Raw genomic sequence first — 26543 nt, forward strand, 5'->3', positions numbered from 1 at the left:
AAAAATTTTAAAAACTACATAATTGTCGGGGGGAATTTGTGATGAAGAAGATGTTAGCCATCCTAGCAAGCAGTGCATTACTTATGCTTGCTGCCTGTGGATCAGGAAATGAGGAAACCAGCGGGGAAGCGTCAGAAAAGAAAACCGTAAAAATCGGGATCACGCAAATTGTAGAGCATCCATCATTGGATTCTGCAAGAGAGGGGTTTATTGCCGCACTGAAAGATGCAGGCTATGAAGAAGGAAAAAATCTTAAAATTGACTTCCAGAACGCCCAGGGGGATATGAACAATAATATGTCCATTGCTCAGAACCTGGTTGCAGACAAGAATGATTTGATCCTGGCGATTGCTACTGCGAGTGCACAATCGGTTGTGCAATCCACGAAGGATATACCAATCCTATTTACTGCCATCACTGACCCTGTTGGAGCTGAGCTTGTGGAAAGCATGGAAAAACCAGGCGGGAATGCAACGGGTACATCTGATACACATCCGGATGCCATTAAAAAAACGATTGACTCCATTAAAACATTTGTACCGGAAGCTAAGAAGGTCGGCATCATCTACAATGACGGGGAGCCAAACTCAGTAGTTAATGTTAAGCATGCGAAAGAAGCCATCGAGGCAGCAGGGCTTGAAGCAGTTGAAACGACTATTTCAACAAGCTCCGAGGTAAAGCAGGCTGCTGAATCCTTAGTAGGCCGTGCTGATGTGTTCTACATTCCTAAGGACAATACCGTTGTATCTGCCCTTGAATCTGTTCTGAACGTAGCCAATGAGAAAGACATTCCAGCCTTTGTTGGAGAAAGTGATTCGGTTAAACGGGGCGGATTTGCTTCATATGGTTTTGAGTATCATGATCTTGGATACTCTACTGGCCAAATGGCTGTTGATATCCTTGAAGGCAAAAAGCCTGGTGAGATTCCTGTAGGCTACCCTGAAAGTCTTGAGCTGGTGATTAACAAAAAAGCAGCTGAGGAGCAGGGAGTTGAATTGACGGATGAGATGCTAAAGGATGCTAAGGTGGTTGGGGAATAAATAGTTTGTTAAGAGATACAGCGATTCGGCTGTATCTTTTTTTGCTTAAAGAACCCGGAAATTTTTTCTTGAAAATGATTCAAAAGAACTACAAAACCTAGAATGGTGATTGAAGGAAAAAAAGGGGCTCAAAAAAGTTTAATTAAAATATAAATAATAGGGTAATTTTACCTATTAAATACAATAAGGGGTTTATAGATTAATAGGAATAAAACCACAGACATAATTCGACAAGGCTATATAAGCGATTTGACGAGTTTTGACTGCCATGATAGTAATAAAAAGGAAGAAAATTTGTATTTTTAAAATGAGTGAATAACAAAAAATAGAAAAAACCCATGAAAAAAATACCAATTTAGGTTTAAGTATTTCAAAATTGGGTATTGATGGGTATAAATAACTGTTTTGTTATTTTTTTTCAAGTAAGTAATTGACCTTTTAATTGTGTATTTTTACAATAATAGTAACCTATTGAAAAGGAGAGATTTGAATGTCAGGAGTTATTCGCGTTACACCAGCAGAATTAGTAGGCATGTCTAACCGTTATAATGGAGAAAGCAGCCAGGTTGGGGATCAGATTGTCCGTTTGGATAATATGATTCGTGAACTGGAAGGTGCATGGGAAGGGGAAGCAAGCAGAGCGTTTGCTGAACAATACCAATCTTTAAGACCTTCATTTGTTCAAATGCAGCAATTATTAGAGGATATCTCTGTTCAGCTTAATAATACTGCAAGAGCTCTTGAAGATGCTGATAACCAGATTGCTGGCCAAATCCGCGGTTAATTTCATCTGAAACAATAAGTGGAGAAGGAGCGCTACATTCATCAGATGAAAAGCGCTCTTTTTTTATGGGGTGTTGAATATGTACATAGAATTAACAATCGATCTGAAAAATTATGAAGTTGAACCTTTTGATCTCCGTCTATCTAACTATCACTCTGTTAAAAAAGTAGTTGATATTGTTTGGCAAGCTAAGTCGATTCCTCAGCCGCCCCGGGAAGGCTATTGGGTCAGAATTCCTAACAAGCAAATGATTCTGTCAGGAAACGATAAGCTGGCAGATAGGGGGATTACCACTGGGGACCGTTTCGAAATTTTATAAAGGAGCATTAAAAAATGTCAGAAAAGAGTCAAACCTACCTTGAAGAGCAGCTTGAAGCGGTTGTCGAAACAGATCATCAATCCCTTACCATTCTTTTTCAAAGAGAGAAAATAAAAGCTGATGCTGCTGCGGAATTGGAATTGCTCAAAGCAATGGATTCAGCTATAAAAAGGGATGTCCATTTAACAGAGGATGAACTGCGCCTCGTCCTGCAAATTCCCTCAAATTATTTAACCTTTTCCAAATTAAAAAAGAAAGACCAAAGAAGCAGATGGATCTTTTCTTCACAGCTCCTCAAGCTTGTGAAAAGTCATCCATATTCCAGACTGCATCTTATTGTTTGTCCGGAAAATATAGTGGCTGATGAAAGCCTGTCGCCGCATTTGCTTCATTATGGTGTGAAAGAAAGCCTTCCGCCTTATGAAGCCAATCAGGAAAAACTCTGGATGGAATTGAAAGCGACCATTGCAGCTGCTGTAGATGGAAAGCATTCCTTCAGGGATTATCTTAGACTCCATGAAACCATTGAACTGTCGCCTGCGGCGGCAAGTGTGATCAAAGCCAAGGATGAAAATGAATTGTCAGAAGTCATCCGGACTAATATTGAAATGCTTGAAAAGAAAGATAAGGAATATGTTAAGGTTCCGCAAAAAAAATGGAAAGCCACAAGGTATTCTGCTTGGGGGCTGCTGATTGCTTTATTGCCTTTCCTTGCTTTCAGTCTATATTCCCTTATCTTTACCCAGCCTAAACAGGCAGCATTTATTAATAGCCAGGAACACTTCTTGAAAAGCCAATATAGTGAAGTCGTATCTAAATTATCCAATTATGATATTGATCAGATGCCGCGAGTCGTGCAATACGAACTTGCCCAGTCCTACATAATAAATGAAGCATTGACAGAAGACCAAAAAGAGAATGTCCAAAATACCATCACCCTGCAGACGGATCCTCTTTACTATCATTACTGGATTCATATTGGGAGGGGAGATGCCAAGGAAGCTCTCGATATCTCCCGGGATCTTGAAGATAGAGACTTAATCCTATTTGCATTGCTAAAGTACCGTGAAGTTGTCAAAGCAGATGATAGCCTTGAATCCGATGAAAAACAGCAGAAAATTGACGAAATCCAAGCTGAGATCGATGAGTATATAGAGGAACAGAAAGCTCAGGAGGAAGAGGAGCAGCGTCTTCAGGAAGAGCAAAGCAACAGCGGGGATAATGAACAGGCTGTAAAACAAGAGTCTGAACAGAAGGCTGCCGACGAGCAAAAGCCTGCAGATTCAAAGGCTGCTGAATCATCTGCTGAAAAGCCAGCCGATAAGAAGGAAGAGTCAGCAAACACAAAACCAAATTAAGATAGACAGGAGGTGGAGAGATGGAACAGTTTTGGTTGTTTTACAGCGATTACTGCCAGCAGCTGTCTATGCCATTTGAAAGAAGCGGCAGGATCACCATTGGCCCAGAGCTTGAGCAGCTGGTGACAATAAGAGATTTCCCTTTCACAAAAGGGGCTGTGTCAATAGAAAGGCACGACAGCTTCTATGAAGTGAGGCAAAATGAGTCGGTTCTCGGAAAGCTAAATGACGGGGAACCCTTCCAGCTAAAAGATGATGGGAAGACCCTGACGATACTCGTAACTTCTGAAAATATGAATAGCCAGACCTACTATGCTGGCTATCAAAAGCAAATAGAATTTTCCTCTGAAAACCCGGAAGCATCGATTTATAAAAAGAGCGGCATTTTAATGGATGCCAGCAATTCCTTCGAACTGATTAAGACAAATAACGGCTGGAGGGCAGAACCACAATCAGGACAGCTTTATGTAAACGGAAAAAGAGCTGAAGAGAGAGTTTTCCTTGAAATCGGAGATGTGCTGTTCTTCCCATTTATGTCTATTCGAATCCTGGAAGAGGACCTTTTCCAGATCGACAGCATTGAAAACTATGAATCTAAGCTTCCGATTACGATCAGGCCGCAATCAGAGATGGCAAAGAAATATCCGCTCTATCGCAGAACGCCAAGAATGATTTATGAGATGCCGGATGAAAAAGTTTCTCTATCCTTTCCGTCACAGGAGCCTGATGATTCTAATCGGGGGTTATGGATGATCATTATGCCGCCGCTGATTATGCTGATTGTGATGGGCATCGTGGCCCTAATTCAGCCAAGAGGAATTTTTATTATCATTTCAATGGTTATGTTCATGACCACGTTAGTCACATCTACCGTTCAATACTTTAAGGATAAAAGCAACCAAAAGAAGCGGAAAGAGCGCAGACATCGAGTGTATACTGCCTACCTGGAAGAGAAGCGGAAAGAGCTGCAGGTACTGTCTGACCAGCAGAAGCATGTTCTGGAATTCCACTTTCCTTCTTTTGAGAAAATGAAATATTTCACAAGCCATATATCTGACCGGATTTGGGAGAGGCCTCTTGAAAGTTTTGATTTTCTGCAGTTCAGGCTTGGAACCGGTAATGTGCCTGCGAGCTATGATGTTAAGGTCAGCTCAGGGGACATGGCTAACCGTGAAATTGATGACCTGCTTGAACAGTCACAGCAGATGGAAAAAGTTTATAAAGAGGTTAGAAATGTGCCTGTGGTGGCTGACCTTGCTAAGGGGCCAATCGGGCTGATCGGAAAAGAGTCGGTTGTTAAGAATGAAATACACCAGATCATTGGGCAGCTCGCCTTTTTCCACAGCTACCATGATGTGCGGTTTGTATTTATTTTTAATGAAAAGGAATATAAGAATTGGGAATGGCTGAAATGGCTTCCGCATTTCCAGATGCCGCATGCACATGCAAAAGGGCTGATATATAACGAACAAACGAGGGATCAGCTGTTATCTTCCATTTATGAAATCCTGCGAGAAAGGGATCTGGATGAAAATAAGGAAAAGCAGGTGTATTCTCCGCATCTGGTGTTTATCATTGCCAATCAGCAGCTGATTGCAGATCATGTGATTCTGGAATATTTGGAGGGCGGCCACTCCAACATGGGACTCTCCGTTATTTTTGCGGCTGATTCAAAAGAAAGCCTGCATGATAATATTCAAACACTTGTCAGATATGTCAATCAGGAAGAAGGAGACATTCTGATTCAGGACAAAAAGGCCGTGAACATCCCATTTAGGCTTGATGCTCATCAGAAGAAGGGGAATGAGGAATTTTCCCGTCTGTTAAGAACGCTTGATCATCAGGTTGGAATGACCAATTCCATTCCAAATAGCGTTTCGTTCCTGGAAATGATGAAAGTAAAGGAAGTAGGAAAGCTTCCAATCAAGCAGAATTGGCTCACAAAAGAGTCTTCCAGATCTTTGGCGGTACCAATTGGATTAAAAGGAAAGGAAGATCTGTCGCTTTTGAATCTTCATGAAAAAGCGCACGGCCCGCACGGACTGCTGGCTGGGACAACGGGATCGGGTAAGAGTGAATTCCTGCAGACCTATATTCTTTCACTTGCTGTTCACTTCCACCCCCATGAGGTCGCATTCCTGCTGATTGACTACAAAGGCGGGGGAATGGCCCAGCCGTTTAAGAACATGCCGCATCTGCTTGGAACAATTACGAATATTGAGGGAAGCAAAAACTTCAGTTCAAGAGCACTTGCCTCAATCAAAAGTGAATTAAAAAGACGGCAGAGGCTTTTTGATCAATACCAGGTGAATCACATCAATGATTACACAGACCTTTATAAAAACAAGATGGCGAAGGAACCGCTGCCGCATTTGTTTTTAATCTCCGATGAGTTTGCAGAGCTTAAGAGTGAAGAGCCGGAATTCATCAGGGAGCTTGTCAGTGCTGCACGAATTGGGCGAAGCCTGGGAGTGCATTTAATTCTGGCAACCCAAAAGCCAGGCGGTGTCATTGATGAACAGATCTGGAGCAATGCCCGGTTCCGGGTGGCTTTAAAGGTTCAGGATACAGATGACAGCCGGGAGATCATCAAAAACGGAGATGCAGCAGCTATTACCGTAACCGGACGCGGCTACCTGCAAGTCGGTAATAATGAAGTCTATGAGCTCTTCCAATCTGCATGGAGCGGAGCGCCATATTTGGATGACTCCTCAGAGACAGAGGATGAAATTGCAATCGTAACCGACTTGGGCCTTGTGCCATTATCGGATGTTAATTCACGCCAAGGAAAGAAAAAAGGCGGAAAAACAGAAATTGAAGCAGTGGTGGAGGAAATAGAAGCCACACAGTCTTCGATGGGCATTAAAAAGCTTAGAAGTCCGTGGCTTCCGCCTCTTGAAGGGCGTTTAAGCAGGAAGCTCCATCGCGCAGAAGAGAATTATGAGATTCATTTAGGCATGGTGGATGAGCCTGAGAAGCAGAGCCAGTATCCATTGAGCTATCAAATCATAGAGGATGGTAATGTGGGGGTATTTGGCTCCTCCGGTTATGGAAAATCCCATACGATTATGACAATGCTTCTTAGCATTGCCGAAAAGCGAACTCCTGAAGAAGCACATTATTATATTTTTGATTTTGGCAATGGCTCACTTCTTCCGCTAAGACAGCTTCCGCATACGGCCGACTTCTTCCTGATGGATGAAGAGCGCAAAATTGAAAAGTTCATGAATCTGATCAAGGATGAAATTGCCCGCAGGAAGCTATTGTTTCAGCAGCAGGAAGTCAGCGGAATTAAGATGTACAATTCGATGAGCAGTGAGAAATTGCCGCTCGTATATATCACATTTGATAACTTTGATTTAGTAAAAGAAGAAATGCAGGAGCTTGAAACGCAAATTAATCAGATTGCCAGGGACGGACAGTCACTCGGCATTTATATGATTTTTGCTGCGACGCGGATCAATTCGATCAGACAGTCGCTTATGAACAACCTCAAAACGAAGGTCGTCCATTATTTGATGGACAGCAGCGAGGCATACTCCGTACTGGGAAGAGTTCCGTTCGCACCTGAGCCTATACCGGGAAGAGCCATTATTAAAATGGAAGAGGCGTATTTTTCACAGGTATTCTTGCCGGCAGATGGCAAGGATGATTTTGAGATTATGGAAGCCATCCGGGCTGACATCCAGGAACTGAAAGAGAAATACAAAGGCTTCAGGCTGCCTGAAGAGGTGCCGATGCTTCCAGCAGAGCTTAATACGATTAACTTTACCCGCTACACTACAGGAGTGACTCAGCCAGGACTTGTGCCTGTTGGCCTTGATGAGGAATCTGTAAAACCTGTTTATGCGAACTTCAATAAAACGAAACATTGCATCATCCTGGGGCAGGCCCAAAAAGGAAAGACAAATGTTCTTAAGCTCATGATCAATCACATGCTTGGTCAGGGTGCAGAGTCCGTCGGTATCTTCGATTCCTTTGACAGAGGGTTATCATCCTATGCCAGCGAGGAAAAGTCGGTCTATATCGAAACAAAGGAACAAATCAGCAATTGGGCTTCACAGGTGGAAGAACAGTTATCCTTCAGGGAGAAAGAGTATCTAAATGCAATTCAGCATGGCAAGACAGATTTAGAGTTCCCGCCAATCGTACTGGCTGTGGATGGATACTCCCGTTTTGCGCAGACATTGGATAACAGCCTGCAGGAAAAACTGGCAAGGCTGATGAAAAACGGCAGCCATCTAGGCTTTAGTGTCATCGTTACAGGCAGCAATAATGAACTGACAAAAGGATACGATTCCTTAACAGCAGAAATCAAACAGATCCGACAGGCGATCGTTCTGATGAAAAAATCGGAGCAGACGCTGTTTACCCTTCCATACGACCGGAAAGAGGCAGAGATTCAGCCGGGATATGGTTATTACGTTATAAACGGAAAGGAATTAAAAATTCAAATTCCTTTATGTGCCACTGAAAGGAAGGTCTTAGCATGACAGCCAAAACAAAATACATCGTGAAAATGGTTTTGGTGATGCTTCTGATTATCGCCGCGCCAGCCATCTTTTTTGGCTCCATTGGCGATAATCCTCTGCTAGTCAGGGAGAATGCCACAAGAACCATAGCTGTTGTTAATGAAGATACAGGTGCTGACAAGGAAGAGAAGTCACTTGATTTTGGAGAGGAAATTACATCGATTCTCCAGGACGGCTCGCAGTATGAATGGACCGTCATCGGCAGAAGTGCTGCAGAGAATGGGCTGAAAAATACCAAGTATGACGCAGTCGTTTATATTCCATCCAACTTTTCAAAGAACATCATGTCCTATGAAAGCCAGCAGCCTGAAAAAGCAAGTTTTGAATATACGGTACAGAACCAGCTGAACTCACTGAATCGGGAAAAGGTTCTGCGTGAGATCCAGACTGCCACCAACCGTGTTAATGGAAAGATTTCAACCTTGTACTGGTCCTATGTTTCACAGGACCTGGAAAATGTGAAATCCCAGTTCGATACCATATTACAAAAAGAAATAGACTTCCAGAATGCAATGCTCGCTTTCTATAAGCCCAGCTCAAAGAACCTGGCAGCGGAAATCGAACAGCAGCGCAATATGCTGGAGAGCATTCAATCGACAGTGAAGACTACTGCTGAAAGCACTGCCGAGGGTGAAAACAACCTCAGCCAATTTGAAGAGAACCTTGGCTCGTTTGTACAGTTTGTAGATCAGTACAAAGAATACCAGGATAATCAGCAGAATATCCTTCAAAAAATGCAGGATGAAAATGTTGTCGATATTCAAGCTGTTGCGGGAAAACAGATGCCAACTTATTCTGAGGCTCTTAGTGTATTGAATAAGGGGAATCAGGAATTAGCTGGCGGGATAGATGGTGTGGAAAAGCAGCTTGAAGAGAATAGTGAAGTGTTTGGTGATTTATCGGCTATCCGTAACGATCAGGTAGGTCGGCAAATGAATGCCTTAAAAACATATTTTCAAGAACAAGAAGCAGCTTCATTCAATAAAGCAGCTGAAAATATCGGCTTATTGAAAGGGGAGCTATCCAATGGACAACAACCGGGGAATCCAGGTGCAGGATCAGGAGCAGCATCCAACAAAAATCCTGGGGGAACCAAACCAAATTCTATAACAGCTGCAAGTTTGGAAGCTCCATCTTTACCTGGTATGGAAGAAGAAAGAAATGAAATTTTAAGCGTTGAAAAAGAGATTACAAATTTGAAAACATCTTTAGAGACGATAGAAGGTACCAAGCCGGAACAAGTTGTTACTGCTTTGACTGTCTTACCTGCTTTATCCCAGCGCCTAATAGAAGTTGAGCAAAAACTGGCAGCGAAGGATTCTGGAGAAAATCCATTGCAAAAAGTAGTGGAGGAACTTCAAGCAGCAAATGCCAAATTAATTGAAGATCTTACCAACTTAGATGCAGCATACAAAAGTCTAGAGGAAGAAAAGAATAGCCTTTTAGATCAACTTGGGGCTTCAATGAGTTTCTCTTCTATGGTTAGCCTTATAGAGGAGAAAGAACAGCAAATCATAGAACTCGGTTTTAACCTAGCTGCTTTTAATAATGAAATTACGAATACTAAACCTGTAAAAATGATGGAGTATTATGCCTCACTCATTCAATATGAAGATTTAATAAAAAATTCATACGGTCAAAATCCTGAAAAGGTAGAAAAACTTGTACAGAAATTAAACTCTATTGTAGCTGTGAACGAGGAAGAACAAAAAGTATGGCATAGCCTAAACACAGCAATGCCATCATCTCAGCAAAAGCTGACAGACCTGGAAGGCCAGTTTACGGCATTCTTCACAGAATACAATAAAAAAATTGAAGAACAGCAAGCAGCCATAGAGACAGATTTATCTGCTCTCCAAGAAAATGCCAATTCAGTTAGGGAGCAAATTCAAACCTCCTCAACGAATACACCAGTTCCTGTAGATAGCATTGACGGAACCTCCGTCATGGTCAAACAGGAAGGAATCAGCCAAAGAATGCTGATGATTAATGATCTTGTTGGGTCCATCGGGGAAAACCAAAGCAATATCGTTTCCTATACTAGTGAGCTTGAGCAAAAGGTGCAAAGTGTCCAGCAGGATGCGGATACACTGAATTCCAAGTGGGGCTCGAACGTAGAGACGACTCAGATGTTCCGGGATGATATTTACAATCTTCTTGGTAACACCTATGTGAATGGCCAAAAGAATGGCCCGGTATACGAGCAATTATCCAATCCGCTTCAAATCAGCGGAGAAACAGCTGCAAAGAAAGAAGAAAGCAAGCTGCCGCCGGTTGTTGTATTGGCCATTGTCCTGCTCAGCAGTTTAATGATCGGATACTTCAGCCATTATTTCAAAAATGCGCCGATGCTTGTCCATGCTTCCATGTTTGTGCTGCTGAATCTTATTGTTGGTCTGATCATCAGCATATTTGGCCTTAATATTTACTCAATGGAACAGGATCGGGCTATTGAGTGGACGATTTTCACCATATTGCTGCTGACTGCAGCCTCAGCCATTGTGCTGGCAGGATTCAAGATCGGCAATCTGGCAGGATGGATTTTGAGCGTTGGCCTCATTGCCTTCTTCATCAGTCCGTTCCTGGCTCTTACAGCACCGAATATTAACTATGAAGATCCAATGTCCAAGGTATATATGTCCATCCAGTATGATTCAGAATCATTGTTTATTCCAGCCATCATCATTTTGCTTGGCGTTATCATCTTGCTAGCCATCATTCCATTTGCAGTCCGGTCGATAAAAGACCTGCGTACAAAGAGGGATGAGGATCAGGCTTATGAAGCTTAATAAATACCTTAAAGTCCTGGCGTTGATCCCGGCGTTTTGGCTGATAGCTGGCCAATCCGCCGGGGCGACCCCTGACTTTAATAACTTAACCCCGAATACCTATGAAAAAAAGGAATTCAAAGAGAACACAAATTACTTGCATGAAAAATCGCTTTTTGAAAATAAGAAAGAGATCCCCGAAGAACAAAAGGATCTTACTTTTACAAAAAAGAACCTGGATCCTTTAAAGGAAGTGAAGGAGCAGCTTTTCGATGGCGGTGAAACCACTAATAATACCATCACCGCAAAAGCAGACCAGCTTCAGCTTTTTTCCGATTCTAAACAGGAAAGCTTTTTTAAGGCGGAGGATCAAACTCCAACTGAACAAGATAACAAATTAATCTATCTTTATATTATTCTGCTTATCATTGCCATAGGTGTGATTATGGGATTCCTCATACCGAGGATGGCTAAGCAGGCCGACAATTAAATAATTCCCGTACATGTCTCCGGTTTGGAGACATGTACATAAATACTGCAACCAAATTCTTCAGCAAACTCCCCTCAAATAACTGGCTTCTAAAAATAGAATAAAGAATTAGGGATGAAAGAGATGAAAATCTCTGGCAAATAGCCAGATGACGAGACTTTAAAATTATTGGATAGAATAACTTTAAAAATGAGGTGTCAAAATGAACTCATCACATGTAAGAGCCCTGGCAAGGGTGTTTCAAACAGCTTCAGATGATATCAAAACAGAGGAATTCAAACTAAAGCAAAGTGTCCAAAACCATGCAGATGAATGGAAAGGCAAAGCCCGGGACAAATTTGATTCCGCATTGGAAGAAGCAGGCGTCCTCTTCCAAAGGCACTCTGATAACCTTTATAACATCAGCCGAGAACTGGAAAGCGCTGCGAATGAAGTTGACAGAGTCAGAGAAGAAATTGAAAGACAAAGAGAATTAGAGAGATTGGCCAGGCTTAAGGAAAAATAATAATTGAAGAATATAAAGATTGGATGGGTTTTTATGTCTAATAATGAAGAGAAGAAAAAAGGTTCATATGACAAGAATAAGAGATATGATGGGGAAGCGGTGCCGGGATGTGCAGACCTTTTTATATTGCCAATTCAAGTTTTAATAGTTGGATATCAAATAATTAATTTAATTTAATTAGAAGAACTAATCCGAAAAGAAACGAGGTATTGAAATGGGAAATGAAATATCTGTCAATCCAGATCGCCTGGGAGACCTGGCAAATGACTTGGTTACTCGTTTGTCCAGAATTGAAGACGAATACAGAAACCTCCATATGGAGCTTGCAGATTTGATTAACAGCGCTCCGGCGGAATATAGGCATTGCTTCTATCATGTAGGGGATCCTTGGGGTACAGGTAATCAGCTGGTTGGGCAGCTCAGTGAAATGGAGATTGACCTGAGAATGGTCGCGAATAAATTTGCTGACGCAGATAATCTGGTCGGTAAGTTGTATAAGCTATATGAGCAATATGGTGCCGTAACAGCTCTCGGAGCATTGATGACAAAACAGCTTGCTTTTTACGGGTTAGGCTTTACTCAATTTATAAAGGATGCTGATGGTGTATTCACCTATAAACATATGGCGGCCCTTCAGAAGGTAACAGATAAAATTGACGAATCTAAAAAGTTGGGAACGATGGCAAGAGCGTTCCTGGGTCCATTATATTTGAGAAGTAAGTATAAAGATGTACCACTTGCGGATTTAATTCATAGAAAAATTGCAAAATACCTTCCGGATGATGTTGCTAAGTTTGCGAGTAGCTCCAGAGCCTTTTTTGATGAAATTAAATATAAAACTTTTAATCCAACTACGTTCAAATCTTTTGTTAGTACTGGTGCCAAATTCGCTAAAACAAATGCATTAAGTACAGTTGTTTTAACCGGTGCAATGGAAGTCGGAGGAATGGGGCTTAAAATTTCAGAGAACTATGCTAAGTACGGAAATAACCCGGATGTTTTGAAGCGTGAAAATGCTAAAGCGATTGGTAATGCTGTAAATAATACAGTAGCTATATCAGGAGGAGCAATTACAGGTGCAGTAATAGGTGGGGCTTTAGGTAGTTTAGTTGGACCGGTTGGAACAGTAGTGGGTGCAGCTGCTGGTTCATTCGTTGGTGGAATTATTGGAGAGAAAGCTGCTAATTTAACTGCTGGTATTGCTGAAAAAGGTGCTATCCTTATTAAGGAACCTTTACACCATGGAGTCGAGTTTTTTAAAGGTGGGTTTGAGAAAGCTGGAAAAGCTGTTGAAGCAGCAAATAAGGGTATTGATATTGTTAATAAACAAATTAAAGAAACAATGTCCGATCCGGTAGGGAAAATTAAAGATATTGGAAAAGGGCTGTCAAAGGCTAAGGAGACAGCTGGATCTTTATTAGATGGAGCAAAAGGGTTTTTAGATAAAAAATTATCGTTTTTTTAAGGAGGCAATATGAGCACCATTCAACTAAGTATAGAAGAATTAATCTTTGCATTTTATAGTGAAGGGCTATATGAAGAAGGAATATCTATGAAAGAGACGTACTTTCCTTCACTCCAGGATTCCGAATTGAAGTTACTGCTGGAGTTTGCAGCTCGCTCTTTGCTGGCAAAAGATATGGCCGTAGAGATTAATAATCAATATAGATTAAAAGAAGACTATAAGTCTTATATTAATATTCTGAGTAATGCGGAGAAGACGGTTAAAGCTTCTAGATTTGATTTAAAGTTCGAAGGGGAAGAAAACATATCTTTTCACTTTGGAAATGGGGAAGTTTATCTTCATAAGTTATTGCATGACCATCAAGTACATTATATTACCAAATCCACACCAGAAGATATAATACCAAGTATTAAAGGATTCTTCAATATTAGCAAGCTGCCTTTACAGGATGAAGTACTTTTTAGTCTAAAGAATGAAGAATTTGAAGAATTTTTAGGTGATATGAGTGAATCAGATTCATTGTCTGAATCTACTGCTCAAAAATGGGAAAATAGGGTTAATGGTTCATTCTCATTTGAGTTTTTAGAAGATATTTCCAATAGGAAAGGAAGAATGGATAGCTTACTTAGTCTTAAATATGACTCTGCAAAAAATCCTGATTTAATTGACCTAATTTTTATTGTTCCTGGGAAATTGGACTTCTGGATGATTACAAGAGACGATAATCTCGATCTAAATATTCAAAGGGCAGACGAGAGATCTATTAGAAACCTATTATTTAACAATTCTGTCCAAGGAGGAATTCCTCTTGTCCATGATTGAGAAAAAAGGAGAAGCTGTATTAATAAAAAGTTCTAAGTTCATGTATGTATGGATGTTTTTAGCTACAGTAGGATTTTTACTTGCATGTATCTTCTTAATTATACACGGACTGAAATTTAATTCTAAATATTCTTTCCTCTATCTTGGCGGAGGAATCGTATTAACTCCCTTCTATCTTTATTTGACTATTTGGAGCCTGCCTGGATTAACGCCAGGAAAGGTTTTGTTTAAAATATTCCCGGGAGAAAAGGGAACAGTTAATGCTAAAAAAGATACGGTATCTATAAGTAATATTCGTAATATCAATTTAGTCAGAAATCCTTTAAATTTAATCAATGACATTGTTATAGAAACATTCAATGATAAAAAGATAAAAATTAGAACATATAATCTTCTTGGGGACTTAGATTATGAAATGATTGTAGATCAGTTTATTTATCCTTATATGGATGAAAGTGCAAAAAAAGTTTGGGATCGGAAAATTGATCTTGAACGTCTTCGTAAAGTGGCGAGATACGAGAGAAAAGAACCTAAAATTGAATAAGATAAATTGAATCAGTCTAACAAGTCCTCTCATAAGAGAGGGCTTTCTCAAGGGGAGAGAAAAAAGTACTCCTTTTATTTTTCTCAGTTATAGAGGAGGATTAATATTTATCGATGGTTCAAGACAAAGATCATATAACCATAAAGGGTTCAAACATCATGTGTATTTTAGTGTCTCTTGCTACTGTAGGTTTTTTAATAGCCTGTATCTTTCTAATTGTTCACGGATTGAAGTTTGACTCTAAATACTCTTTATTCTATCTTGGCGGAGGAATAATTTTCACTCCTTTTTATCTCTACATTACACTTTGGAATTTACCAGGCTTAATCCCAGGTAATACCTTGCTGTCCATTATACCCGGAGAGAATGGTTTGATTAAATCAAAAAAAGGCACTGTTCCAATTAAGGATATACGAAACATTTATCTTGTAAGGAATCCATTAAATTTAATTAATGATATTGTTATTGAAACATTCAATGATCAAAAAATTAAAATTCGCACGTATAACCTTATTGGTGATTTTCGCTATCAGATAATTGTTGACCTATATATATACCCTTATATGACTGAGAATGCAAAGAAAGTTTGGGATAGAAAAATAAACTTAGAGAATCTTCGGCAGCAGGCTAATTATGAGAGGCAACAACCAAAGGCTGAATAAAGACTATCTGTTATGTGTAAATCTCTCTTCTTTAGTTTTTCTGTCTGATTGAAAGGGGAGTATTACTTGTCAATGGTTCATAAAATAGGGGATGCAGTTATTATAAAAGGCTCGAAATTTTATTATGTATTAATGTTTCTAGCCGCGGCAGGATTTTTAATAGCATGCATTTTTCTAATTATACATGGATTAAAATTTAACTCCAAATACTCCTTTTTCTATCTTGGCGGAGGAATAATATTTACTCCTTTTTATTTGTATATCACTCTCTGGAATCTGCCTGGTTTTATTCCAGGAAAGGTTTTGCTAAAAATTGTTCCCAGAGAGAATGGTACAGTTATTTCGCCAAAAGGCCCTATTTTAATAAAGAACATCCGAAATATTGATTTGATAAGAAACCCATTAAACCTTATAAATGATATTGTTATTGAAACCTTCGATGATAAAAAAATAAAGATTCGCACCTATAATCTTTTGGATGATGGTGACTTTCAGGTAATTGTTGATCAATATATTTTTCCTTATATGACTGATAATGCCAGGAAGGTATGGGATCGGAAAATCGACTTGGATAAGTTAAGGGAAGAAGATAACTATGTTAGGCAGGAACATAGGATTGAGTAAAGCTTGTCTAAGTTTTTTTGATAATTACTTTGAATTTAGGAACTGCAATACAGCTCTTTAAGGGTCAACCCCTATAAAGAGCTTTTGTTTTGAGATCAGCCGTCTCTCTCCTATCGGAAGGAGAATAATATGAAAAATTTAACCGCCTTTGCAGCAGTATTTCTAATCTGGACATGCATCTCCTTATTTTTGACTGGCATTGATATCCCAATTCCAAGTTCTTATATTGCTCTTATGATTACAGCAAATGCTGTTTTTGCGTTCTTTTCTATTTTCGCTCAAAAACTGGTTATTATCCTTTATGAAGTAAATGTGTATGAAAAGCCTAAAACTCTCCTTGACTATTGTTTTAAGTATATTGCTATTATCACCTCAGGTATAAATTATCATATTCAAAATTTGTTAAATAGGCTCCCTTTCATTCTTAATAAATTGGCATCTGTATTTTTCTTTATCTTTCTTATCTTTACAGGATTCGGTCTGATGGCTGTTTTTAATTAATACAAGTAGTTAATAATCTGGGGAGGGAAAAGAGATCTTGACTGCAAAAGGGGAGCAAAAGAAATTCTCATTAAAGAGAGGGTTCTCGTTTTTTGGAAAAGCAATCTGGCGCTGCTAATAGCTATCTTATTTCTCTATATAAACCAATCGAGCTGGAGTGAAGAAGGGGGTTCAATTCTTTTGGTTTTGGCTTTGATATGGGGAGTGCTCATTTTATTTTTATCCATAATTGGCTGTTTAAAAAAACAAGGAGGTTAAGTCCCTGAAACCATAATGGCTTAGCGCTCGTAATTAAAATAAAAATATTTTAATAGAGGAGGACACCATGCCAAAGAAAAGCCCCATCACCCTATTAATGATAGTATTAACCAGCTTCCTCTTCCTCTCAGCCTGCAGCAGCTCAGAAAGCAGGTCAGAGGCCAAAGCAGAGAAAAAGGAAGAAGACAAATATGAAAAACTGGTTAAAGAGAAAAACAAGGAACTCGAGCTCGAACCTCTCGAGCTGACTTCTTACAGCGAGGAAGTCGGAGCAGCTTTGGAGAATCCGGAATATAAGGAATTTGCTGCAAATGGCAAGGTGGCTGTGCAGGGAGAGGTTGAGAAGTATTCGGACCTAAAGTCAGACTATGCCTGGATCAAGGTTCGTTCCACAGAGGATGGACCGGGCGGGAACGATCTTGAATACTACACACCCATCAAAGAAGGGAAGTTCAAGCAGAATATCCGCTTATTTAATGGAGAAGGCGAGTATAAGGTAACCGTACAGCTTCCAAGCACGGATAGTGAGAATTACTATTATGATCTTGCCTCGTTCACTGTCCACAATGTAAATCCAACTGCGGAACGGGATGTGACGTTTACTCCGTTTGGCCAGGAGGCAGAACTGGATTTGGATATTGAATCAAGCTATATAAAAGGCAATGAAGTATTCAATTTAAAAGGGGAAGCAGGAAGTCTATCAGACAGCGATACGATCATGCTTAAGCTGAATAAGGAATCGGATATGTGGAAGCATGTCATACCGCTTAAGGACGGCAAGTTTTCTTATGAAGTGCCCTTATTCTATGGGAAAGGGCTTCACGAGCTTGAGGTGCTTGTTCCTGACAAGGAAAGGGAAAATTACTATCAGACGGCCACAACCATCTTAATAGATAACGAGTCTGATAGGACGATGAGCCCTATCGAATATTCTAAAACGTATGAGGAGCGGGGAGTGGCGCTTGAATACCCGAAATATGGCGGTGAGGAATCTGACGGTGTCTTTTCTGTAAAAGGAAAAATTGATCCGCAGGCAGAATTCGGTCCTGAAACCGATCATATTTACATTACCACTAAAAAGGGAGAGGACGAAGCACTGGATGTTATCCCGGTAGAAGACTTCACATTTGATGATTCGTTTTATTTAAGGTTCGGCCCGGGCACATATGAAGTCACGTTAAGTGTTCCTGAAATTAAAGAAGAAAACAGTGATTATTTCCGTTATTATGGATTTGCCAAGTTTGAGGTAGAGTCAACAGGCGAGGATAAGCGGGACCTTCTGCCTTCAAGAGGCGTCCAGTCAGATGCACCGCAAATTACTGAACTGGCCAAGGAATTAATAGAAGGCATAAGCGGTGAAAGAGAAAAAGCGAAGGCTGTTTATGATTATGTCGCGAAAAACGTTTCATATGATGTGAAAAAGCTTGAAACAGATGACTTCAGCTGGGATGATAGTGCACTCAAGACACTGGATTCCAAAACGGGCGTATGCCAGGATTATTCGTATCTTGCCATTGCCCTGCTCCGGGCAAGCAATATGGAAGCCCGTTTTGTCGAAGGGACTGCTTTCGGCGGATTTTGGCCGCAGAAGCATGCATGGGTGGAAGTGAAAGTGGATGGAAGCTGGCTCACGATGGATCCTACATGGGGAGCGGGATATATTAAAGATGATAAATTCGTGGCAGCTTTCAATGAAAAATACTTTGATCCAAATACAGCAGAGTTTGAAAAAACACATAACCGCACAGGTGTATCCTATTAATTGCTATAAAGTCACGGGGCTTGTTCCTGTGGCTTTTTTCAAAATGGGTGGAAATTATATCGAAAGACCCTTCAATAAATATTCTGAAAATTATAAAATTAAACTGACTGGACTTCCGTCCGGATCTCCTTTAAGGAGGGGAAAAGCTTGATAATACAAATGGCAGGAGTGATCTTTTGTATGATGCTGATTTTCCCTGGTATGGTGAAGGCTGGCGGTTTTGACGGTGATGACAATGGAACTCCGGGTTATTGGTATGCTGGAGAAGCACCTTCAAGCATTGATCCTTCCAAATCACCTCTTGTGTTTGTGCACGGCTATAATAATTCATCAGCTGTCTGGCATGAAGGGAATGATATGTATGAAGTGGCTTTGGCAAATGGGTATGAAACAGCATTCATTGACCTTCATCATGACCGTGATATGTGGACGAATGGTGCGATTCTGGCTGAAAAGCTCCAAGAAATGTACCATTATTTCGGCGGAAAGCAGCTTGCAGTTATTGGCTATAGCAAAGGCGGGGTGGATATTCAGACAGCGCTTGTTCATTACAGTGCCCACCCATATGTATCAAATGTCATCTCCCTATCCTCCCCCCATCATGGCACCCAGCTCGCAGATCTGGCTCACAGCAGCGCAGCCTGGTGGCTTGCTGCCCTCCTTGGCAACAATAATGAAGCAACCGAATCCCTGCAGACAGGTAATATGCAACACTTTCGAAGCCTTACAGATTCCCATCAGAATGCTGCAAAAAATCGATATTATACCCTTGGCGGCACAAAATGGGGTTCATTTGGCAGTGCATTCTATTGGGGAGGGTTATATCTGAGTCAGTATGGGAAAAGCGATGGCGTCGTGACGGCGGTTAATTCCCGCTTGCCAGGAGCATCCGTTGTTCAGGAAGGCAGCTGGAATCATACAACCATCCGGGAAGGATCCCATACATTTCCGGTTTTCAGGCCCTATACCACTATCACTCAGCCAGCTTCGGTTTTCTCACCAGCAAGCTCTGAATCCGCTGCCAGACAGCCTGGCACTCATTCCATTGTAAAAGGCGGGAAAGCTGTCAGTGCAATAAGTGAACAGTTTTCCGTGGAGGAAAATGTAGAATCCATGACCGTTTCTTTTTTAAGTGAAAAGAATTTGTCCGCTTTAAAACTGACCAGTCCGGACGGAAAGGAATATAAAACGAAAAAAGCGTATCAGGAAGAATCCGAGTTTTTCAAAGGAGCATGGGTTCATCAGTTTGAAATAGATTATCCTAAAGAGGGAAACTGGGCGTTAAAGGCTCCGGCAAATGCTTCGTATCTATACACTGTTGCGCTGGACAGCCCGTTAAATGATAAAATTCTGGGCAAGTCTGCGAAAAGCCATAAAACCTTTAAAACAAAATGGATCCTCTTCGGGTTTGATCCTTCAGGGAAAAAACTGCAGCAAAAAGCCAAAGGAGAAAAGACTGGCTTCATGACCGAAAGCGATTTTACACATGAAGGTGTATACAATGTGACAACAGAAGTAAAAGGCAAGACTGAAAATGGAGAGCCGTTTGAAAGAACCATCATTGAATCTTTCTATGTAGATCAAAGTGGAAAGAGATATAAGTAATGTATGTTTGGCTGCTGAGAAGCAGTCTTTTTTTATTGCAAACCCAGGAATAAGAGAGAATCATCCCTAAGAAAAAACACAGGAGTTTCTAACGCGACAGCGAATATATAATAGGTTAGAATTAAATTCAGGGTAATGTAAATTAATGGAATTAGAGATATAGATAAAGGGGAGAGATTTCACATGGATAGAAATCAAATGCACCCTGCAATTGAGAGGGTATTAGGAAATATTGAAAAAGTCATGATCGGCAAACGGGATGTCGCAGAATTAAGCTTAGTGGCACTTTTAGCGGAAGGCCATGTTTTGCTTGAGGATGTGCCGGGTGTCGGGAAAACAATGATGGTGCGTGCACTGGCTAAATCAGTCGGAGCCACATTTAAACGCATCCAGTTCACGCCTGATTTGCTGCCTTCGGATGTGACAGGTGTATCCATCTATAATCCGAAGGAAATGGAATTTCAGTTCAGGCCTGGCCCCATTATGGGCAATATTATTTTAGCAGACGAAATCAACAGAACCTCTCCCAAGACGCAATCTGCTCTTCTTGAAGGGATGGAAGAAAGCAGTGTAACCATCGACGGAGTGACACATCGCCTTGAGAAACCCTTCTTCGTTATGGCAACGCAAAATCCGATAGAGTATGAAGGAACTTATCCGCTTCCGGAAGCCCAGCTGGACCGATTCCTGTTAAAAATGAAAATGGGCTATCCTGATATCGCTGATGAGATGGAGGTCCTGAATCGGGCACAGCGGATTCCGCCGATAGAAGATCTGGAATCTGTAATAGATTTAGCTGAATTGCGCTCACTCCAGCAGGAAATTAAAGAAGTGCATGTCGATCAAACGATTAAACGCTATATTGTGGAAATTGCCAATCAGACCAGAAACCACAGCAGTGTCTATTTAGGGGCAAGCCCCCGCGGTTCGATTGCTTTAATGAAAGCAGCCCAGGCTTACGCATTCATGTATGGCCGGGATTATGTTCTTCCGGATGATATTCAGTATTTGGCGCCTGCTGTTTTTGTCCACCGGATTATTTTAAGGTCTGAGGCAAAATTCGAGGGCATTACCGCTGAAGAAGTAGTAGAACGGGTCATTGCCAGGGTTTCTGTTCCTGTACAAAGGTTAGTGAAGTAAAATGAAGCAGCTGTTAAATACACTGAAAGGTGCCTGGAAGCTGATTGTGTTATTTTTGCTTATTCTGTTCGCTTTTTCATATGCGATGTTTCAGGGCGGCTTCGTAAGCTGGTTTTTGTTTTACAGCTTTCTTCCTTTTGCTCTTTACGCACTTGGTTTATCGTTTTATTCTTTAAACGACTTTAAGGTGGAGCGGATCCTGCCGAAAACAGAATTCAATGCAGGTGAACAGGCAGTTATTACCTTAAAGATAACCAGAAGAACAGCTTTTCCCTTATTGTATCTGGTCATTGAGGATGAGATGAGTGAACAGCTTCAGCATGCCAGGAAATCAAACGAGGCAAAGCGTTTTTTATTTCCTGGGTTCCAGAAGGAAATGTCCCTTCAATACAGGATTAATAGCCTGCCGAGGGGTGAGCATTTTTTTGCCTCTATCCGTATGAAAACAGGTGATCTGCTCGGTTTAATAGAAAAAGAAAGGCAAGCTCCTGCTGAGAGCCGGATGATTGTCTACCCGGCATATGAGGAAATCATTTATAAGCCTATGGCACATCATTATGATCAGGGAATGACTGCTTCAAAAGAGCGGGTGCAAAGGGATACATCCATGGCCATCGGCATCAGGGAGTATCAGCCGGGAGACAGATTCTCCTGGATTAACTGGAAAGCTACTGCTAAGCGGAATGATATTATGACCAAAGAATTTGAACAAAGGCAATCACATGACGTCTATATCCTCATGGACTGTGCACCGGATAACCGGTTTGAGGCGATCGTTTCATTTACAGCCTCCATTGTGAGGGCGATTCTCCGCAAAGGAGCACAGACTGGGTTTTTGACTTCAGCAGAAACGCGGACAGCTTTTCCAATCAGAGGCGGAGAAGCACACCAGCTCCAGCTGTTTTATCATTTGGCAAAAATAAAGGATAATTCTGCTGCAGCAGTGGACCGGGTTCTTGAAGCAGAGCACTTTCTTTTACAGCAGAACAGTCAGCTGATGATTATTACAGCGCAATTAACAAAAGCTCTAATAGAGAAAGCCAGTTTTTTCACGTCGAAGAAAGGGATTGTCACTATATTTCTAATGAAAAATGAGAATGAAGCTCCTTCCAGTGATGAACTCCTGCTCAAAACCTCCGCCAATGCGAGGGGAATCCGGGTAGTTTTGGTTCATAACGGACAGTTTGCAGATGTGTTTTCGGGGGTGAGCAAGTGATGAGTTCTCCAAAGGTACAGAAAGATCTTACCTCCTTCCTCCTTTATGTTCTGGGCTTTTTCTTATTATGGGAATGGCTTCGTCCGGTTGAAGAGCTGACGGACACATCCAATGTCATTGTTTTCCTCGTGTTTCTTATACTGTCGCTTCTACTGGCTTTTTTCGGTGTCAGCCCTGTATTAAGCGGTTTTATAAAGGTGCTTTATATTCTCTATGAATTGCATTATTTGTACTTTGAGGGATCGTTTTTCCAATTTTCATGGATATCTTTATTTGCATCGGACATGGTGCACAACTTTGGTTTAATGACTGATAGAGACTGGCCTGGCATGACAAATTTATTCAGAAGCCTTCTCTTTTTTATTCTGCTGTGGCTCATGACCTATTTGATCCAGTACTGGCTGATTAATCGCAGACGGATTTTCATTTTCTTTTTTATGACACTCATTTATATAACAGTATTGGATACCTTTACGCCTTACGCGGCAGACGCGGCGATTGTCAGAACAGTTATTGCGGGCTTTACGGTTATGGGCATTTTAACGTTCAACCGTCTTCTGGATCAGGAAGGGCTGAAAAAGGAAGCCTCCCTGTCGCGCAAATGGATGATTCCGCTGACCGTACTGATCGCACTAAGTACTGGCTTAGGGTTTGCAGCTCCTAAGGCAGAACCGATTTGGCCCGATCCTGTTCCGTTTATTAAGTCGTATGGACAAAATAGCGGCAGTGATGGCCCGGGTATTCAGAAAATCGGCTATGGGGAAGATGATTCCCGTCTTGGCGGCCCTTTTATAGGAGATAACGCTGTGGTCTTCAGGGCGGAAGTAGAGTCCCGCCATTATTGGAAGGTTGAAACAAAAGATACTTATACAGGCAAAGGATGGATTACATCCCAGGCTGAAGGAGAATATCAGCCGTTTGGAATGGGAGAAGAAATCCCGGTTACATCGTTCATCGATAACGATGCAATTGAAACCACTGAAGAAGTAAGCTCCGTTTATACCTTTATGAATTACCCTCATGTGGTGTATCCAATAGGGCTAAATAATATTGAAGCTGCACCGTTCATTACCTATGAGCTGGAAACGGCCACTGAAAAGATCCGGACATTGGAGGGCGGACGGCCATTTGCATTGGAAGAATATAAGTTAGGCTTCGAGGTGCCTGAATACAGTGTGACTGCAATGAAGGCAGCCGGGTCAAATGCGGAATCACTGCCTGGGGAATTTATAGCGCGATATACACAGCTGCCTGAAGAATTGCCTGAAAGAGTCAGGGAACTTGCTCTGGAAATTACTCAAGAGAAACCGGACTGGTTTGAAAAAGCAAGGGAGCTTGAGAGATATTTCCGAAGGGCAGAATTTACCTACAGCCAGACAGACGTAGCTGTTCCAGATGAAAATGAGGATTATGTGGACCAGTTTTTATTTGATACCAAACAGGGATATTGCGACAACTTCTCCTCCTCCATGGTGGTAATGGCCAGATCCATTGGATTGCCGGCAAGATGGGTGAAGGGCTATACAGAAGGAGAATTCAAGCAGTCATTAGGGTCAGGTCTTCGCTTGTTTGAGGTAACAAATAACAATGCCCATTCATGGGTGGAAATCTATTTCCCTGAAATGGGCTGGGTTCCATTTGAACCAACTCAGGGGTTCAATAATAACGTGCAATTCAACTTTGACAATGCAGGCCAAAATACGAGCCAGCCGGAAGCAGTAAAGCCAAACGAGACTGAAACTCCTGTAAAACCGGACATGCCTGAAGAAGCAGCGGCGGAAAAATCGCGGTTTTCGATAAAAGAGCTTTGGGACAGTCTGGGAACTTTCTTTAAAGATAATTGGAAAGTAATCGGAGCAGCCGTATTGGCAGCTGGTGTGCTTGTTTTCCTGCTTTTCCAAAAGAGGGGCAAATGGATGCCGCATTATTTCATCTGGAGATTTAAAAAGACGAAGGATGATGAGCATTTCCCTAAGGCTTACCTGATTCTATTAAAAGAATTGGACCGCTACGGGCTAAAGCGGAAAAACGGCCAAACCTTAAGGGAGTATGCCAAATATATCGACAGCTTTTTCTCAACAGGGGAAATGAGCAGACTGACAGCCCGTTACGAAGAACTTGTTTACAGGGGAGTTCTAAAAGAAGGAAGCTGGAATGATACGAAGGAATTGTGGGAAAATTTAATTAAAAAGACAATAGCTTGACCGGGATTTAGGGCTGTTGTTACAATAGGCAAATAAGACAGCGGCATATTGTTCGGTTTTTGCCGCGTATTACAATTAAATCATGCAACCTTCATATATCCTCGATAATATGGTTCGAAAGTCTCTACCGGATCGCCGTAAATGATCTGACTATGAAGGCAGAAGAAGCTTTTTGCTATACGTGAAAACCGGAATTCTGCCTTCACTTTTTTTTGTGGAGAAAGAGTTCCGGTTTTTTTATTATCGAGCTTCTGGCTGGTTATATATGAGATTGCAAAGAAATTATATTTTTACTAGATATTTTACCTGCAGGAGAGAAGACTAAAAGAAATATTACAAATTTAATGAGGTGAACAGTGTGACGGGGAAAACAGAACTTCAAAATCAAGAAATGATCGTAGTACTGGACTTTGGAAGCCAATACAATCAGTTAATCACGCGCAGAATCCGTGAACTGGGTGTATACAGTGAGCTTCATCCGCATACAATTACAGCTGCGGAAATTAAAGAAATGAATCCAAAAGGAATCATTTTCTCGGGCGGGCCTAACAGTGTTTACGGCGAAAATGCTTTCCGCTGTGATGAAGAAATTTTTGAACTGGGCTTGCCGATTTTTGGAATCTGCTACGGCATGCAGCTGATGACGATGCATTTTGATGGTAAAGTAGAACCTGCCAAGCACCGTGAATACGGAAAGGCGGTCATGAGGATTGAACATGAATCCAAATTGTTTGCGGATCTGCCTAGAGAACAGACAGTCTGGATGAGCCATGGCGATCTTGTCGTAGAGGCTCCAGCTGGTTTTACAGTGGATGGTATAAATCCATCATGCCCGATTGCGGCTATGAGCAATGAAGAGCGCGGTTTATACGCTGTTCAATTCCACCCTGAGGTGCGCCATTCAGTTCACGGAAATGATATGCTGAAAAACTTTGTGTTCGGCGTTTGCGGCTGTACAGGCGATTGGTCAATGGAAAACTTTATTGAAATCGAAATGGAAAAGATCCGCCAGGAAGTTGGAGATAAAAAGGTTCTTTGCGCATTAAGCGGCGGTGTTGATTCATCTGTTGTTGCCGTCCTTATTCATAAAGCAATCGGCGACCAGCTTACTTGTATTTTCGTGGATCACGGCCTGCTGAGAAAAGATGAAGCAGAAGGCGTCATGAAGACCTTTGCTGATGGCTTTAATATGAATGTTATTAAAGTGGATGCCCAGGAACGCTTTATGAATAAGCTTAAAGGTGTTAGCGATCCTGAACAAAAGCGAAAAATTATCGGCAACGAATTCATCTATGTATTCGATGATGAAGCTGATAAGCTTAAAGGTATTGATTTCCTTGCACAGGGGACGCTCTACACAGATATTATTGAAAGCGGAACAGCTACTGCGCAAACCATTAAATCTCACCATAATGTAGGCGGACTTCCTGAAGATATGCAATTCAAACTGATCGAGCCTCTTAACACTCTGTTTAAAGATGAGGTGCGTGCGCTGGGAACAGAGCTTGGCATTCCGGATGAGATCGTTTGGAGACAGCCATTCCCTGGTCCGGGATTGGGTATCCGCGTACTTGGGGAAATCTCAGAAGATAAGCTTGAAATTGTGCGCGAGTCTGATGCCATACTGCGCGAGGAAATCCAAAAGGCAGGGCTTGATCGTGACATTTGGCAGTACTTCACGGTTCTGCCTGATATCCGCAGTGTTGGTGTAATGGGAGATGCCCGGACCTATGATTATACCATAGGAATCCGTGCGGTAACTTCAATTGACGGCATGACTTCTGATTGGGCGCGTATCCCATGGGATGTATTGGAGATTATTTCATCAAGAATCGTTAATGAAGTATCACATGTCAACAGAGTGGTTTACGATATTACGAGCAAGCCGCCTGCAACTATTGAGTGGGAATAAAATACGAACGTTAAGGAAAAACGGACATGAAA

Annotated in this window: 21 protein-coding genes and 1 riboswitch; all 21 genes read left to right on the top strand. The window is 41.4% G+C overall.

What is annotated here, in order from left to right:
- Positions 1 to 41 precede the first annotated feature (41 nt).
- The 21 genes from ACR42H_RS01675 to guaA all read left to right on the top strand — a co-directional run bounded on the left by ACR42H_RS01675 (position 42) and on the right by guaA (position 26511).
- Positions 42 to 1040, top strand: coding sequence for an ABC transporter substrate binding protein (locus ACR42H_RS01675; protein WP_436374529.1), 999 nt, complete (start codon positions 42 to 44; stop codon positions 1038 to 1040).
- A 490-nt stretch (positions 1041 to 1530) separates the two neighbouring features.
- On the top strand, positions 1531 to 1824 hold the full coding sequence (locus tag ACR42H_RS01680; RefSeq protein WP_009336200.1) for a WXG100 family type VII secretion target: 294 nt from the start codon (positions 1531 to 1533) through the stop codon (positions 1822 to 1824).
- A gap of 79 nt (positions 1825 to 1903) precedes the next feature.
- Positions 1904 to 2143, top strand: a complete 240-nt coding sequence (locus tag ACR42H_RS01685) for an EsaB/YukD family protein (RefSeq protein WP_436374530.1) — start codon at positions 1904 to 1906, stop codon at positions 2141 to 2143.
- Between the two features lie 14 nt (positions 2144 to 2157).
- Positions 2158 to 3501 carry a type VII secretion protein EssB gene (gene essB, locus ACR42H_RS01690; protein WP_436374531.1) on the top strand — a complete coding sequence of 448 codons (1344 nt, stop codon included), beginning with the start codon at positions 2158 to 2160 and terminating at the stop codon, positions 3499 to 3501.
- A 20-nt stretch (positions 3502 to 3521) separates the two neighbouring features.
- A complete protein-coding gene (gene essC / locus ACR42H_RS01695) occupies positions 3522 to 7994 on the top strand; it encodes a type VII secretion protein EssC (protein ID WP_436374532.1) in 4473 nt (1490 codons plus the stop codon).
- Positions 7991 to 10822, top strand: coding sequence for a type VII secretion protein EsaA (esaA, locus tag ACR42H_RS01700; protein WP_436374533.1), 2832 nt, complete (start codon positions 7991 to 7993; stop codon positions 10820 to 10822). Before essC ends, esaA begins: the two co-directional genes overlap by 4 nt.
- A complete protein-coding gene (essA, locus tag ACR42H_RS01705; protein ID WP_436374534.1) occupies positions 10812 to 11291 on the top strand; it encodes a type VII secretion protein EssA in 480 nt (159 codons plus the stop codon). Before esaA ends, essA begins: the two co-directional genes overlap by 11 nt.
- A gap of 202 nt (positions 11292 to 11493) precedes the next feature.
- The gene (locus ACR42H_RS01710) at positions 11494 to 11796 is read left to right on the top strand and encodes a WXG100 family type VII secretion target (protein ID WP_009336194.1); all 303 of its coding nucleotides are present in this window, start codon (positions 11494 to 11496) and stop codon (positions 11794 to 11796) included.
- Positions 11797 to 11829: 33 nt separating this feature from the next.
- Positions 11830 to 11973: a hypothetical protein gene (locus tag ACR42H_RS01715; protein WP_019382387.1), complete on the top strand. Its 144-nt coding sequence runs from the start codon at positions 11830 to 11832 to the stop codon at positions 11971 to 11973.
- Between the two features lie 139 nt (positions 11974 to 12112).
- Positions 12113 to 13261, top strand: a complete 1149-nt coding sequence (locus ACR42H_RS01720) for a hypothetical protein (protein WP_436374535.1) — start codon at positions 12113 to 12115, stop codon at positions 13259 to 13261.
- 9 nt (positions 13262 to 13270) lie between these two features.
- A complete protein-coding gene (locus ACR42H_RS01725) occupies positions 13271 to 14083 on the top strand; it encodes a hypothetical protein (RefSeq protein WP_436374536.1) in 813 nt (270 codons plus the stop codon).
- Entirely contained in the window at positions 14076 to 14627 is a 552-nt protein-coding gene (locus ACR42H_RS01730; RefSeq protein ID WP_436376804.1) for a DUF5381 family protein, read from the top strand. Before ACR42H_RS01725 ends, ACR42H_RS01730 begins: the two co-directional genes overlap by 8 nt.
- A gap of 113 nt (positions 14628 to 14740) precedes the next feature.
- Entirely contained in the window at positions 14741 to 15289 is a 549-nt protein-coding gene (locus ACR42H_RS01735) for a DUF5381 family protein (RefSeq protein WP_436374537.1), read from the top strand.
- A gap of 72 nt (positions 15290 to 15361) precedes the next feature.
- Positions 15362 to 15913 carry a DUF5381 family protein gene (locus tag ACR42H_RS01740; protein WP_436376805.1) on the top strand — a complete coding sequence of 184 codons (552 nt, stop codon included), beginning with the start codon at positions 15362 to 15364 and terminating at the stop codon, positions 15911 to 15913.
- Positions 15914 to 16042: 129 nt separating this feature from the next.
- Positions 16043 to 16414, top strand: a complete 372-nt coding sequence (locus ACR42H_RS01745; protein ID WP_436374538.1) for a hypothetical protein — start codon at positions 16043 to 16045, stop codon at positions 16412 to 16414.
- A gap of 325 nt (positions 16415 to 16739) precedes the next feature.
- The gene (locus ACR42H_RS01750) at positions 16740 to 18434 is read left to right on the top strand and encodes a transglutaminase domain-containing protein (protein ID WP_436374539.1); all 1695 of its coding nucleotides are present in this window, start codon (positions 16740 to 16742) and stop codon (positions 18432 to 18434) included.
- Positions 18435 to 18581: 147 nt separating this feature from the next.
- The gene (locus tag ACR42H_RS01755; RefSeq protein WP_436374540.1) at positions 18582 to 20039 is read left to right on the top strand and encodes an esterase/lipase family protein; all 1458 of its coding nucleotides are present in this window, start codon (positions 18582 to 18584) and stop codon (positions 20037 to 20039) included.
- Between the two features lie 183 nt (positions 20040 to 20222).
- The gene (locus ACR42H_RS01760) at positions 20223 to 21179 is read left to right on the top strand and encodes an AAA family ATPase (protein WP_436374541.1); all 957 of its coding nucleotides are present in this window, start codon (positions 20223 to 20225) and stop codon (positions 21177 to 21179) included.
- A 1-nt stretch (position 21180) separates the two neighbouring features.
- Positions 21181 to 22395: a DUF58 domain-containing protein gene (locus ACR42H_RS01765; protein ID WP_113885305.1), complete on the top strand. Its 1215-nt coding sequence runs from the start codon at positions 21181 to 21183 to the stop codon at positions 22393 to 22395.
- Positions 22395 to 24599 (top strand): transglutaminase TgpA family protein, encoded by a 2205-nt coding sequence (locus tag ACR42H_RS01770; protein WP_436374542.1) that lies wholly within the window; start codon positions 22395 to 22397, stop codon positions 24597 to 24599. The genes ACR42H_RS01765 and ACR42H_RS01770 overlap by 1 nt, the downstream gene beginning before the upstream one ends.
- A 71-nt stretch (positions 24600 to 24670) precedes the next feature.
- Positions 24671 to 24772: riboswitch (purine riboswitch) on the top strand.
- 218 nt (positions 24773 to 24990) lie between these two features.
- Positions 24991 to 26511: a glutamine-hydrolyzing GMP synthase gene (guaA, locus tag ACR42H_RS01775; protein ID WP_436376807.1), complete on the top strand. Its 1521-nt coding sequence runs from the start codon at positions 24991 to 24993 to the stop codon at positions 26509 to 26511.
- The last annotated feature ends 32 nt before the right edge of the window (positions 26512 to 26543 follow it).

The organism is Cytobacillus sp. BC1816 (assembly GCF_051353635.1).
Taxonomy (GTDB): Bacteria; Bacillota; Bacilli; order Bacillales; family Cytobacillaceae; genus Cytobacillus; species Cytobacillus oceanisediminis_C.

What these genes read in the sequence shown, in the direction of transcription:
- ACR42H_RS01680 (WP_009336200.1), top strand. Translation starts at nt 1,531, where the DNA reads ATGTCAGGAGTTATTCGCGTTACACCAGCAGAATTAGTAGGCATGTCT.
- essA (WP_436374534.1), top strand. Translation starts at nt 10,812, where the DNA reads ATGAAGCTTAATAAATACCTTAAAGTCCTGGCGTTGATCCCGGCGTTT.
- ACR42H_RS01735 (WP_436374537.1), top strand. Translation starts at nt 14,741, where the DNA reads ATGGTTCAAGACAAAGATCATATAACCATAAAGGGTTCAAACATCATG.
- ACR42H_RS01720 (WP_436374535.1), top strand. Translation starts at nt 12,113, where the DNA reads ATGGAGCTTGCAGATTTGATTAACAGCGCTCCGGCGGAATATAGGCAT.
- ACR42H_RS01730 (WP_436376804.1), top strand. Translation starts at nt 14,076, where the DNA reads ATGATTGAGAAAAAAGGAGAAGCTGTATTAATAAAAAGTTCTAAGTTC.
- guaA (WP_436376807.1), top strand. Translation starts at nt 24,991, where the DNA reads ATGATCGTAGTACTGGACTTTGGAAGCCAATACAATCAGTTAATCACG.
- esaA (WP_436374533.1), top strand. Translation starts at nt 7,991, where the DNA reads ATGACAGCCAAAACAAAATACATCGTGAAAATGGTTTTGGTGATGCTT.
- essB (WP_436374531.1), top strand. Translation starts at nt 2,158, where the DNA reads ATGTCAGAAAAGAGTCAAACCTACCTTGAAGAGCAGCTTGAAGCGGTT.
- essC (WP_436374532.1), top strand. Translation starts at nt 3,522, where the DNA reads ATGGAACAGTTTTGGTTGTTTTACAGCGATTACTGCCAGCAGCTGTCT.
- ACR42H_RS01745 (WP_436374538.1), top strand. Translation starts at nt 16,043, where the DNA reads ATGAAAAATTTAACCGCCTTTGCAGCAGTATTTCTAATCTGGACATGC.
- ACR42H_RS01770 (WP_436374542.1), top strand. Translation starts at nt 22,395, where the DNA reads ATGAGTTCTCCAAAGGTACAGAAAGATCTTACCTCCTTCCTCCTTTAT.
- ACR42H_RS01685 (WP_436374530.1), top strand. Translation starts at nt 1,904, where the DNA reads ATGTACATAGAATTAACAATCGATCTGAAAAATTATGAAGTTGAACCT.
- ACR42H_RS01725 (WP_436374536.1), top strand. Translation starts at nt 13,271, where the DNA reads ATGAGCACCATTCAACTAAGTATAGAAGAATTAATCTTTGCATTTTAT.
- ACR42H_RS01765 (WP_113885305.1), top strand. Translation starts at nt 21,181, where the DNA reads ATGAAGCAGCTGTTAAATACACTGAAAGGTGCCTGGAAGCTGATTGTG.
- ACR42H_RS01715 (WP_019382387.1), top strand. Translation starts at nt 11,830, where the DNA reads ATGTCTAATAATGAAGAGAAGAAAAAAGGTTCATATGACAAGAATAAG.
- ACR42H_RS01760 (WP_436374541.1), top strand. Translation starts at nt 20,223, where the DNA reads ATGGATAGAAATCAAATGCACCCTGCAATTGAGAGGGTATTAGGAAAT.
- ACR42H_RS01740 (WP_436376805.1), top strand. Translation starts at nt 15,362, where the DNA reads ATGGTTCATAAAATAGGGGATGCAGTTATTATAAAAGGCTCGAAATTT.
- ACR42H_RS01675 (WP_436374529.1), top strand. Translation starts at nt 42, where the DNA reads ATGAAGAAGATGTTAGCCATCCTAGCAAGCAGTGCATTACTTATGCTT.
- ACR42H_RS01750 (WP_436374539.1), top strand. Translation starts at nt 16,740, where the DNA reads ATGCCAAAGAAAAGCCCCATCACCCTATTAATGATAGTATTAACCAGC.
- ACR42H_RS01710 (WP_009336194.1), top strand. Translation starts at nt 11,494, where the DNA reads ATGAACTCATCACATGTAAGAGCCCTGGCAAGGGTGTTTCAAACAGCT.